General features: G+C 52.5%; 6 protein-coding genes, 2 tRNA genes and 3 rRNA genes. 3 read left to right on the top strand and 8 right to left on the bottom strand.

What is annotated here, in order from left to right:
• The 3 genes from ACKRDP_RS09110 to ACKRDP_RS09100 all read left to right on the top strand — a co-directional run.
• Positions 1 to 858 (top strand): restriction endonuclease subunit S (locus ACKRDP_RS09110; protein ID WP_409154447.1); only part of this gene is annotated, 858 nt, incomplete at its 5' end.
• A complete protein-coding gene (locus ACKRDP_RS09105; RefSeq protein WP_409154446.1) occupies positions 843 to 3,725 on the top strand; it encodes a type I restriction endonuclease subunit R in 2,883 nt (960 codons plus the stop codon). The genes ACKRDP_RS09110 and ACKRDP_RS09105, both read left to right, overlap by 16 nt.
• Positions 3,722 to 3,994 (top strand): M48 metallopeptidase family protein, encoded by a 273-nt coding sequence (locus tag ACKRDP_RS09100; RefSeq protein WP_409154445.1) that lies wholly within the window; start codon positions 3,722 to 3,724, stop codon positions 3,992 to 3,994. The genes ACKRDP_RS09105 and ACKRDP_RS09100 overlap by 4 nt, the downstream gene beginning before the upstream one ends.
• Here ACKRDP_RS09100 and rrf read toward each other — a convergent pair.
• The 8 genes from rrf to ACKRDP_RS09060 form a co-directional block, all read right to left on the bottom strand.
• Positions 3,995 to 4,114 (bottom strand): 5S ribosomal RNA (gene rrf, locus ACKRDP_RS09095). It lies immediately after the preceding gene.
• Between the two features lie 43 nt (positions 4,115 to 4,157).
• A 23S ribosomal RNA gene (locus tag ACKRDP_RS09090) occupies positions 4,158 to 7,795 on the bottom strand.
• Positions 7,796 to 7,836: 41 nt separating this feature from the next.
• Positions 7,837 to 7,908: transfer RNA gene (locus ACKRDP_RS09085), tRNA-Ala, on the bottom strand.
• A gap of 19 nt (positions 7,909 to 7,927) precedes the next feature.
• Positions 7,928 to 8,001, bottom strand: a tRNA-Ile gene (locus ACKRDP_RS09080).
• A 76-nt stretch (positions 8,002 to 8,077) separates the two neighbouring features.
• A 16S ribosomal RNA gene (locus ACKRDP_RS09075) occupies positions 8,078 to 9,627 on the bottom strand.
• Together the 16S, 23S and 5S rRNA genes with 2 tRNA genes alongside form the textbook arrangement of a ribosomal RNA operon.
• 279 nt (positions 9,628 to 9,906) lie before the next feature.
• Positions 9,907 to 10,647, bottom strand: a complete 741-nt coding sequence (rlmB, locus tag ACKRDP_RS09070; RefSeq protein ID WP_409154444.1) for a 23S rRNA (guanosine(2251)-2'-O)-methyltransferase RlmB — start codon at positions 10,645 to 10,647, stop codon at positions 9,907 to 9,909.
• Positions 10,644 to 11,693: a tRNA 2-thiouridine(34) synthase MnmA gene (gene mnmA, locus ACKRDP_RS09065; RefSeq protein ID WP_409154443.1), complete on the bottom strand. Its 1,050-nt coding sequence runs from the start codon at positions 11,691 to 11,693 to the stop codon at positions 10,644 to 10,646. Before mnmA ends, rlmB begins: the two co-directional genes overlap by 4 nt.
• An 11-nt stretch (positions 11,694 to 11,704) precedes the next feature.
• Positions 11,705 to 12,115 (bottom strand): hypothetical protein, encoded by a 411-nt coding sequence (locus ACKRDP_RS09060; protein WP_409154442.1) that lies wholly within the window; start codon positions 12,113 to 12,115, stop codon positions 11,705 to 11,707.
• Between the last annotated feature and the right edge of the window lie 26 nt (positions 12,116 to 12,141).

The following is a 12,141-nucleotide window of genomic DNA, read 5'->3' as shown; positions in this document are numbered from 1 at the left end:
ATGGAAGGGACAACAGGAAGAAGAAGGCTGTCTAAAAATGTCCTTTACAATCTTCTTTTCCCCCTCCCCCCTCTTGAGGAGCAAAAAGCCATTGCGGAGGTGCTTCGGAGGGTGCAGGAATCCATAGAAAAAACCGAAGAAGTCATAAGGGCAACAAAGGAGCTCAAAAAGTCTCTTATGAAGCACCTTTTTACCTACGGACCTGTGCCACTGGACGAGGTGGAAAGGGTGGAGCTCAAAGACACCGAAATAGGACCTTTGCCGGCTCACTGGAATGTGGTGAGATTGGGGGAGGTAGGTAAGATTTCCACTGGTAATACACCATCAAAGGGAAATCCAGAATACTGGGCTTCTGGCACTTTTGACTTTGTAAAGCCTCCAGACTTAAAGAACAGATTCATATCAACTGCTACGGAAAAGATATCTGAAAAGGCATTAAGCAAGGCACGCATAGCTCTGGCTGGCTCCATACTCGTATCCTGCATCGGGATAATAGGAAGAGTGGGTTACACGACCAAACCTGTAGCATTCAACCAGCAGATTAATTCAATAACTCCCAATTCAGGTGCCTATGGGTTGTATATCTTCCACGCTCTACAGCACAATACAGTTCAGGAAGTATTAAACTCATTAAAATCAATAACAACTGTTCCAATAGTGAATAAATCAAAGTTTGAAACGGTCCCCCTCCCCCTCCCCCCACTTGAAGAGCAAAAACAAATAGCCAGCATTCTGCAGGCAGTGGACGAAAAAATTCAGAAAGAAGAAGAACGAAAAAGAGCCCTTGAGAACCTCTTTAAGAGCCTTTTGCACAACCTCATGAGCGGTAAAATTAGAGTAAGGTGGAAGGAAAGTTGAGGTTTTCGGAAAGGCGCTCGGTGCAGGAGCCTGTTATCAGGTATGCCACTCAGGCAGGCTGGAAATACATAAGCCCCGAGGAGGTCCAGAACCTCAGGCTCAACAGCGCCAAAGCTATACTTGAGAAAGTTTTCATACCAAAAATAACGGAGCTTAACCCCTTTCTAACAGAGCAGAAGGCAATGGATGTTCTCAGGGAGCTTGAAAGGGTCAGGCCTGACATCCATGGAAACCTGACCGTCTGGCAGTTTCTGAAGGGTCAGAAAACCATCTACATAGAAACCGAGAGGAGAGAAAGGAACATAAAGCTAATAGATACAGAAAACCCCCACAGAAATGTTTTTCACATCACAGATGAGTTTACCTTTACTAATGGCTCAGAGTCCATAAGGCAGGACGTGGTCTTTTTCATAAACGGCATACCGGTTGTCTTTGCGGAAGCAAAGGCTCCCTATAAAATTGATGCGGTGGAGGAAGCTCTATCTCAGGTCAGGAGGTATCACGAGAGGTGCCCCGAGCTACTTGCTATTGAGCAGGCTTTTGTGCTTACGCATCTTATCAGCTTTTTATATGGTGCCACATGGAACGCAAGCTCAAAGGGACTGTATAACTGGAAAGAGGAACAGGCGGGAGACTTTGAAAGTCTCGTAAAGTCCTTTTTCCAGCCCGAGAGGCTTCTGGAGCTTATAACCGAATACCTACTTTTCCCGGAGAGGGACGGACGCCTGCAGAAGGTGATACTCAGACCCCATCAGGTGCGTGCGGTCAACAAGATCCTTCAGAGGGCACAGGAAAAGGAAAAGAAAAGAGGTCTCATCTGGCACACTCAGGGCTCTGGAAAGACCTACACCATGATTGTGACCGCTAGGAGGCTCATTGAAAGCCCCTTCTTTGAAAATCCCACAGTGCTCATGCTGGTGGACAGGCTGGAACTGGAAAGCCAGCTTTTTATGAACCTCAGGTCTGTGGGAATTCATGTAAAAGTTGCAGACAGCAGGGAAGAGCTCAGAAGGCTTCTGGAAGAGGACACAAGGGGCATTATAGTCTCCACCATACACAAGTTTGAGGGCATGCCTGCCAACATAAACACCAGAGAAAACATCTTTGTGCTCATTGACGAGGCACACAGAACCACATCGGGCGCCCTTGGAAACTATCTGATGGGAGCTCTGCCCAACGCTACCTTTATAGGCTTTACGGGCACGCCCATAGACAGGGGCAGGAGCACCTTTGTGATTTTCGGCAGGGATGACCCGCCACAGGGATACCTTGACAAATACAGCATAGCCGAGTCCATAGCAGATGGGACAACCCTTCCCCTTCACTACAGCTTTGCCCCCAGTGAGCTCACCGTTGACAAGAAGCTGCTGGAAGAGGAATTTTTGAACCTCAAAGAAGCGGAAGGCATCAGCGATGTGGAAGCTCTTGACAGGATACTTGACAAGGCTGTCAGACTAAAGAACGCCCTCAAAAGCAGAAGCAGGATTGAAAAGGTTGCCCGCTATATCGCAGAGCATTACAGGGAGTATGTGGAACCTCTGGGATACAAGGCCTTTGTGGTGGCAGTAGACAGAGAAGCCTGCGCCCTCTACAAAGAAGAGCTTGACAGATACCTGCCACCAGAATACTCAAGGGTAGTATACAGCAGGCATCAGACAGACCCGGAGCACATGAGGCTTCACTATCTTGAAGAGGAAGAGGAAAAACTCATCAGAAAGAACTTCCTTGACCCGGAGAAAAACCCCAAAATCCTCATAGTCACCAGCAAACTGCTAACTGGCTTTGATGCGCCCCTTCTCTACTGTCTTTATCTTGACAAGCCCATGAGGGACCATGTCCTGCTCCAGACTATAGCGAGGGTAAACAGGCCCTACGAAGACCAGTATGGCAGAAAGAAACCCGCAGGTCTTATCGTGGACTTTGTGGGCATCTTTGCAAACCTCCAGAAAGCCCTTGCCTTTGACTCTGCAGATGTAGAAGGAGTGGCAGAAGACCTTCAGAAGCTAAAGGAGAAGTTCGCCAGCCTTATGGAGTTCAAAGACATGGAGGAGCTGAGAGAAGTCTTTTTGAGCTCATACTCGGAGGACAAAATACTGGAGCTTGCCCTGGAGCACCTCCGGGACGAAGAAAAAAGAGAAAAATTTTACAGACTCTACATAGACATAACAGACATCTACAACATACTCTCTCCAGACCCTTTCCTGAGACCCTACCTGCAGAGAGTGGAAGGTCTGATAAGGCTCTACCTTGTGGTCAGACAGTATTACGAGCCAGGGAAGAACATAGACAGGGAGTTTACAAAGAAGGTGGAGGAGCTCGTAAGAAAACACACAAAACAGGGAGAAATAGGGCAGGCGACCTATGTATACGAGATTAACGAGGAAATACTCAGAGAACTACAGAAAGAGGATGTACCCGACAGTGAGAAGGTTTACAACCTCACTAAAGGCCTTCAAAGGCTCTTCCAGCAGGAAATGAAAACCAAGCCCCATGTAATATCCCTCGCCCAGAAACTTGAAAACGTGCTGGAGAGCTACAGGAGAGGACAGAAAAGCACACAGAAGGTCATTGAAGAGCTCAAAAAACTCTATGAAGAATACGAAGAGTTAGAAAGGGAAAGGGCAGAGAAAGGCCTTGCCCCAGAGGTCTTTGCCATATACAGGCTCTTAAAAAGAGAAGGCATAAAAGAGAGCGGGGAAAAGGCAAAGAGGATAAGCGAGCTCTTTTCTGACCATCCCCACTGGCGCAGAAGTCGGGAACAGGAAAGGAATTTAAGAAGAGAGATAATCAAATTACTTGAGCCACAGAATAACCCAAAAGCAGTAGAGTTAACAGAAGAAATTCTCAACATCATGCGACAGACATGACATCTCAGGAGTTTAAAGAGAGAGTAAGGCTGTGGGCAAAAAAGCTCAAAGTTGATGAAAAACTCAGGGAAATCCACATAAGGAACATGAAAAATAAGCTGGCAAGCTGTTCAAGCAAAGGAAGAATAACCTTTGACAGCACAGTGCTAGAAATGGAGTCAGCAGACATGGACAGAATAATAGTTCACGAACTACTGCATCTGAGATACAGAAATCACGGCAAACTCTTTAAAAGGCTTCTGGAAGTGTATCTGGAGGAAGGTTTTTAACCCCCGGGACGACCTACTTTCCCGTGCCGTTCGCCCAGCACAGTATCATCGGCGCTGGAGGGCTTAACTGCCGGGTTCGGAATGGAAACCGGGTGTTTCCCCTCCGCTATGGTCCCGAGGGAAGCTTTCAAACTGGCAACTCAATAGGTTTTCCTTCCTGTGGGTGTGCAAGCCGAACGGGCTATTAGTACAGCTTGGCTACACCCCTTGCGGAGCTTCCACCTGCTGCCTATCAACCTGGTAGTCTTCCAGGGCCCTTCAGGGAGTCCTTATCTTGTGGTGGGCTTCGCGCTTAGATGCTTTCAGCGCTTATCCCGTAGCAGGATGGCTACCCGGCGCTACCTCTGGAGAGATAACCGGCACACCAGAGCCTGCCCCGTCCCGGTCCTCTCGTACTAGGGACGGACCCACTCAAGACTCCTGCGCCCGCGGCGGATAGGGACCGAACTGTCTCGCGACGTTCTGAACCCAGCTCGCGTCCCCCTTTAATGGGCGAACAGCCCAACCCTTGGGACCTGCTTCAGCCCCAGGATGGGGGGAGCCGACATCGAGGTACCAAACCTCCCCGTCGATGTGGGCTCTCGGGGGAGATTAGCCTGTTATCCCCGGAGTAGCTTTTATCCGCTGATCACTGGCCCTTCCCCGAAGAACCAGTGGGTCACTAGGCCCGGCTTTCGCCTCTGCTCGGCATGTCTGCCTCACAGTCAGGCACCCTTCTGCCCTTGTACTCTACGGCGGATTTCCGACCCGCCTGAGGGTACCTTTGGACGCCTCCGTTACCTTTTGGGAGGCAGCCGCCCCAGCTAAACTGCCCATCTGGCACGGTCCCGGCGGTGGATGACACCGCTCGGTTAGGGCCTCAGCCTGCCCAGGGTGGTATCTCACCGGCGCCTCCATCCCTCCCGGAGGAGGGACTTCACAGGCTCCCACCTATCCTGCGCAGGGCAAGCCAAGGCTCAATGCCAGACTACAGTGAAGCTTCACGGGGTCTTTCCGTCCTGCCGCGGGTAGCCGGCATCTTGACCGGCATTACAATTTCGCCGGGACTCTCCTCGAGACAGCGTGGCACTCGTTGGACCATTCATGCAGGTCGGAACTTCACCCTTACCCATGTTTCCATGGGGGGTAGACTATACCTTCATCCCACCAAGAGCCTTAGGAGGTCTTCTTTTGTATACTTTCTCCTGCCAGATGGATTTATGCTGTAGGCAAGCTCTATTATCTCTGGCAGGTGCTTTCTGGAAAGGTGAAGGTTTGCTCTGACCATTCTACATATGCTTTTGAACTTTTCAAAGTCTTCTTTCTTTGCTCCCTGTAGAGGATAGGCTTCAAAGTGAGGTATTATCCGCTCGCTAAGAGCTTTTATGTCCCTCACTTCGTATTTGTAGGTATCATCACTCTTAGAGAACCTTATTCCACCTACTCCAAAGTAAGCATGAACCTGCTTGAGCAGGTTGAGGTCTCTCCTGTTGAGAGACAAGGAGAAGGAGGGACGGGTTTCTATCCTTACCTTAAGCCTATCTCTCAGGTTAAAGCTCACTGAGAAGCAACCTTCACCTTCCACAAGCCCTGTTATATACCAGGGGTTAAGCATGCTGACCTCCATAGCCCTTTCTGCGATGCCTGTGGCATCGGGTGAGAGCCGGCGTGTTGCACGCATCTGTAGCGTGCCTTCCCTTTCGGGTCAGTCGTTACGGGGCTCCATAACTCTCTCGAGCCATGGGCTTCCCTCGGGATTACCCCACGCCCTTTCTGGGCAGGAGGGCTCCCCCGATATGAGCCGGACACGGGCAAGTCCTACTTACCCGACAAGGAATTTCGCTACCTTAGGACCGTCATAGTTACGGCCGGCGTTTACCCGGGCTTCGGTTTGGAGCTTGCACTCCTCCCCTTAACCTACGGGCACTGGCCAGGTTTCAGACCACATACATCCCCTTACGGGTTTGCGTAGTCCTGTGTTTTTGATAAACAGTCGGCACCACCCGGTCTCTGCGACCCACAGGAGCTTACGCCGCAGGGACTTCACTCCCATGGGCCCCCCTTCTACCGAGGGTACGGGGGCAATTTGCCGAGTTCCTTGAGGAGAGTTCCCCCGACGCCTTAGGCTGCTAACCCAGCCCACCTGTGTCGGTTTCCGGTACGGGCAGCGATGCTTCAGCGCCAGCGCCGTTGTTTCTCGGCAGTGTGGCGTCGCAGAAGTTACCCCATCAGCTCTCGGAGTATGGGGTGACGGATTTGCCTGCCACCCCCTCCTACTACCTTGGACCACCATTCCATAGGTGGCTTCTGCTAGCCTCCTGCGTCACGACTCTGGCTCCACACCGCTGGCGCAGGAATGTTGACCTGCTTCCCATCGGCTACGCCTTTCGGCCTCACCTTAGGGTCCCGGCTAACTGGCGGATGATTTACATTGCCGCCAAAACCTGGGGCTTCCGGCGGACAGGTTTTTCACCTGTCTTCGCTGCTACTCATGCCAGGATTCTCACTTCCCTGCAGTCCATCCCACCTTACGGCGAGACTTCAGCCCACAGGGAACGCTCCCCTACCGCTCGCATATGCGAGCCCGCAGCTTCGGTACCAGGCTTGAGCCCCGCTAAATTTTCGGCGCACGGCCGCTCGGCCGGTCAGCTGTTACGCACTGTTTAAAGGATGGCTGCCTCTAAGCCAACCTCCCAGCTGTCTTAGCAGCCGCACATCCTTCCCCACTTAGCCTGGATTTTGGGACCTTAGCTGGCGGTCTGGGCTGTTTCCCTCTTGTCCACCGGAGCTTATCCCCCGGGGACTGACTGCCATACTACCTTTCCCGGCATTCGGAGTTTGGCAGGGTTCGGTACCCCTTTCGAGGCCCTAGCCCAACCAGTGGCTCTACCTCCGGGAAGGACCGTATGACGCTAGGCGTCGACCTATTTCGGGGAGAACGAGCTATCACGGAACGCGATTGGCTTTTCACCGCTACCCACACCTCATCGGACGGTTTTGCAGCACCGACCCGTTCGGGCCTCCAGACGGCGTTACCCGTCCTTCACCCTGGACATGGGTAGATCGTTCCGCTTCGCGCCTGCCCCCAGCGACTTAACGCCCTGTTCGGACTCGCTTTCGCTCCGGCTTCGCCTGACGGCTTAACCTCGCCGCTGAGGACAACTCCCTGGCTCATTCTGCAAAAGGCACGCAGTCGGGCCAAAACGACCCTTCCACTGGCTTGTGGATCCGGGGTTTCAGGTTCTATTTCACTCCCCTTCCGGGGTTCTTTTCACCTTTCCCTCGCGGTACTATACGCTATCGGTCTGCCCGTAGTGCTTAGCCTTGGAGGGAGGTCCCCCCAGATTCCCACGACCTTCCACGGGGGCCGTGGTACTTGGGAACACGCACCCAGGAGACTGACACCTTTTGCCTACGGGGCTTTCACCCTCTGTGGCGGAGCATTCCAGCTCACTTCGGCTAAGTGTCAGTTTTGTAACTCCCTGAGAGAATGGCAGTTCTCTCCGTGCATGTCCCGCTACCCCGTGCGAGCTAAGGCTGCCACCATGGCACCCGCACGGTTTGGGCTGGTCCCCGTTCGCTCGCCGCTACTTGGGGAGTCTCGGTTGATTTCCTTTCCTGGGACTACTAGAAGGTTTTACTTCGTCCCGTTTTGGCTCCGCTTACGCGGATGACAGGGCTCAACGCCCTGCCGGGTTTCCCCATTCGGGCATCCGGGCCTCAAAGGCTCTTTGCGCCTCCACCCGGCTTATCGCAGCTTAGCACGCCCTTCATCCCCTCGGGCAGCCGAGGCATCCACCCCGGACCCTTACTAACTTGCACACCCACAAGGAAGGAAAACCTATTCAGTTGCCAAGATGACATGGAGATGGTGGGATTTGAACCCACGACCTCCTGCTTGCAAAGCAGGCGCTCTCCCGCTGAGCTACATCCCCTTGGACCTGCCCCAGATAATGGGCCTCGGTGGACTTGAACCACCGACCTTGCCCTTATCAGGGGCACGCTCTAACCGACTGAGCTAGAGGCCCAGAGGACTGGCAGCTCAATAAGGAGGAAGGACCCTGAGTTTGATTGGCTTTACAGCCTGAAAACTATCTCCGTTATAAAGGAGGTGATCCAGCCGCAGGTTCCCCTACGGCTACCTTGTTACGACTTCGCCCCAGTTGCCAGCCTTCCCATCGTCCTCTACCTCCCTTACGGGTTAGCCCGAGGGCTTCCGGGAAGACTGACTTCCGTGGCGTGACGGGCGGTGTGTGCAAGGCCCGAGAACGTATTCACGGCGGCCTAGCTGATCCGCCATTACTACCGATTCCGGCTTTATGAGGGCGAGTTTCAGCCCTCAATCTGCACCATGACCGGGTTTGAGGATTTGCTTCCCATTTCTGGGTTGCTTCCCATTGTCCCGGCCACTGTAGCGCCTGTGTTGCCCCGGGCATAAAGGGCATACTGACCTGACGTCATCCCCGCCTTCCTCCGGCTTATCGCCGGCAGTCCCCTTAGAGTGCCCTCCGCAGAGTGGCAACTAAGGGCAGGGGTTGCGCTCGTTGCGGGACTTAACCCAACATCTCACGACACGAGCTGACGACGGCCATGCACCACCTGTGATGGGATTCCGTCCAGAGGACGGCACCCCTCGCTTTCGCAAGGGTTTCCCATCATGTCAAACCCGGGTAAGGTTTTTCGGTTAGCATCGAATTGAACCAGACGCTCCACCGGTTGTGCGGGCCCCCGCCAATTCCTTTGAGTTTCAGGCTTGCGCCCGTACTCCCCAGGCGGGGCGCTTAACGCGTTAGCTGAGACACCGCCCTTGCGGACGACGTCTAGCGCCCATGGTTTACGGCTGGGACTACCCGGGTATCTAATCCGGTTTGCTCCCCCAGCTTTCGTCCCTGACCGTCAGAACAGCCCCAGCAGGCTGCCTTCGCCTTCGGTGTTCCTCCCGATATCTACGCATTTCACCGCTACACCGGGAATTCCGCCTGCCTGAGCGTGCCTCAAGATGAGCAGTTCGGTACGCCTTTCCACCGTTGAGCGGTGGGCTTTGACGAACCGCTTACCCATCCGGCTGCGGACGCTTTACGCCCAGTGAATTCGCGCAACGCTCGGGACCTACGTATTACCGCGGCTGCTGGCACGTAGTTAGCCGTCCCTTCCTCTGGGGGTACCGTCACCCACAGAGATTATTCACCCCTGTGAGCATCTTCCCCCCTGACAGGAGTTTACACCCCGAAGGGCTTCTTCCTCCACGCGGCGTCGCGGGGTCAGGCTTTCGCCCATTGCCCACGATTCCCCACTGCTGCCCCCCGTAGGGGTGTGGGCCGTGTCTCAGTCCCACTGTGGCCGGACACCCTCTCAGGCCGGCTACCCGTCATAGGCTTGGTAGGCCGTTACCCCACCAACTACCTGATGGGCCGCGAGCCCCTCCTCAGGCGGTAGCATGCAGAGCAGAGGCCACCTTTGGTCTGGAGCCTCAGTGACTCCAGACATTATAGGGTATTAGCCCGAGTTTCCCCGGGTTATCCCCTTCCTGAGGGCAGGTTACTCACGTGTTACTCACCCGTTTGCCGCTGGGTGGCAGAGCCACCCCGCACGACTTGCATGTGTTAGGCACGCCGCCAGCGTTCGCGCTGAGCCAGGATCAAACTCTTCAGGAAAACCCCGAGTTTTAGGGTCCTTCCTCCTTATTCAGTTGCCAAGATGTCAAGGGACCTATAGGTCCCTATTTTTCAACAGGACTTTTTATTATATACCATGTTTCGGGTTTTGTCAAGTCCTTTAAGCCGACTTATATAACCCAAACACACATTCAGCTCTCAAGATGACAAGGGGATTTATCCCCTCAACCGCAACCTACAGTGTAATAATGTATTTCCCTTGTAAAACTCTGTCAAGCCTTACCGCGGGACCTCGGAGTCCCGATTTCCTTTATACCTTTATCTATTATATCCACCAGCGGGAACTTTGTCAAGTATTTTTCTAAAAACCTCCCACATGGCGATGGCTCCAGCAGATGAGACATTGAGTGAGTTTATCCTGCCTTGCATGGGAATTGATACCACCATATCCGCCAGCTCGAGCACGCTCCTTGAGATCCCTTCGCCCTCAGAACCGAGCACGAGAGTGCATCCTGTGGGAAGGTCTACATCTCTAATATCTCTGCCTCCCCTCTCCACCGCCGCAACCCAGCCACCCATTTCCTTAAAGTCTTTCAGAGCTCTTGCGAGGCTACCCACCCTTGCCAGCATGAGATAAAAAACGGCGCCTGCAGATGCCTTGACTACGGTCTCGTTTATGGGACACGCTCTGTCCTTTGGCATAAGCGCTCCAACTCCACCAAAAACCTCGCAGGTCCTTAAGAGGTTTCCCACGTTCTGAGGGTCTGTGATATGGTCAAGGGTGAGAAAGAAGGAACCTCTTTTTACGGTCTCCCTGAAAAGTTTGTGAGCTTCAACATACTCAACTGGGCTCAGTATGGCGAGAATTCCCTGTGTCTTTTTTGTTCCGGCGAGTTCTTCTATTTTCTGCCTCGGTGCTTTCTGGAGTTTTATGCCCCTCTCCTTGCAAAGTTTGACAACCTGATGGGGAGGGTGCGAGTCGTGGGCAAAGAGCACCTTTTCCACATCCCTGCCCGACCTGAGGGCTTCAATAACGGGGTTTTTACCGTAGACTATCATTCCTTTATTATGCCACCACCCAGAAGCACATCCCCCTCATAGAAGGCGCAGACCTGACCGGGGGTTATGCCTTTTACTGGCTCTGCAAATTTTACCCTATAGCCATCCGGTGTTTTTTCCATGTTTTCCACAGGCACTGGTCTGTTCCTGTATCTTATCTGTGCCAGGGGCTTTTCCCAGAGTTCAGGCTCAAGATGAAAGTTTACGCCCTCCAGCAAAAGCCAGTCCCTATAGAGCTCCTTTTCTCTGCACAGATAAACCGCATTCTTTTCTGCATCCACGCCGCACACATACACAGGGAAGCCCAGAGCCACACCCAGACCCTTCCTCTGCCCTACCGTATAGTGGAAAAAGCCTCTGTGCCTGCCCACAACTTCGCCCTCAAAGTAGAAGTATCCTTCCTTAGAGCCAACCCTTTCTTCTACAAACTCCCCAGGTTCTTTTCCCATAAGAAAGCACACGTCCTGCGAGTCCTTCTTATTCCAGACGGGAAGGTTTCTATCTTTTGCTATCTGTCTAACCTCATCTTTGGTTAGCTCTCCCAGTGGAAACTCAAGAAGCTCAAGATGTTCTCTTTTTACAAGGCTCAGAAAATAGGACTGGTCTCTCTTCTGGTCTTTACCGCGGGCTATGAGCCTTCTACCCTTGTATTCTACAAACCTTGCGTAGTGTCCTGTAGCAAGCCTGTCAATCTCTACAACCTTTTTGAGATATTCTGCCAGTAAGCCAGTTTTTACTTCCCTGTTGCATATTGCACATGGATTTGGGGTTTTCCCCATAAGAGTTTCCCCCAGAAAGTAATTTACTACCCGCTCCTCAAAAATTTTTTCCCAGCTAAGGGTAAGATGGGGAATGCCAAGGTGTTCGGAAACCTTCGCCGCATCTCTCACGTCCTGAGGCGAGCAACAGACCCTGAGGTCGCCAGCACTGCAAACCTCCTGATGGAAACGAAGAGTTATACCAATTACCTCGTGACCAGCCTCCTTCATGAGCAGGGCACAGACGCTACTGTCCACACCTCCACTCATACCAACTGCAATTCTCATAAGGGATAAATTTAGGCTCTGAAAAAGGCTTTCATAAACCTTGTCTCCTCAGATTCTTCCGCAAACTCAAGCCCCAGAGATATGAGCTTTTCTGGCCTTTCACCCTTTTTCAACAATCCAATGGAGCGAGCAATTTCCAGCTTCTCTATGACACCTTCCGTGATGTAAACCATCATACTGTCAAACTGAAACTTCCTGTAGAGCTCCTGTCTTTCCTTCTCTTCTTTTTTGCCCAGGCTATCCGCAAAGGAGCATATCTTTGACCATGTTCTGAGGGTTTTATCCCACTCTTGCCTTGGGATATTCTCAAGCTCAAGCCTTATAAGTTCCACAAGGCTCTCTTTGATGTGTTTCTTGAAATCCTCTTGGGACCAGCCACTGGAGCTGTCCTTTCTTAAAAAAGCCGTCAGGTCAACTTTCATGTTATTCTAATATAATACCGCTTCTG

Source organism: Pampinifervens navoyensis (assembly GCF_046159715.1).
Lineage (GTDB): Bacteria > Aquificota > Aquificia > Aquificales > Aquificaceae > Pampinifervens.
Note: the sequence above shows the minus strand (reverse complement) of the source record. Positions and strands in the feature narration are given on the sequence as shown.

Bases quoted from the DNA above. Each gene is read 5' to 3' on its own strand.
- mnmA (WP_409154443.1), bottom strand. From the start codon at position 11,693: ATGAGAATTGCAGTTGGTATGAGTGGAGGTGTGGACAGTAGCGTCTGT.
- rlmB (WP_409154444.1), bottom strand. From the start codon at position 10,647: ATGATAGTCTACGGTAAAAACCCCGTTATTGAAGCCCTCAGGTCGGGC.
- ACKRDP_RS09060 (WP_409154442.1), bottom strand. From the start codon at position 12,115: ATGAAAGTTGACCTGACGGCTTTTTTAAGAAAGGACAGCTCCAGTGGC.
- ACKRDP_RS09100 (WP_409154445.1), top strand. From the start codon at position 3,722: ATGACATCTCAGGAGTTTAAAGAGAGAGTAAGGCTGTGGGCAAAAAAG.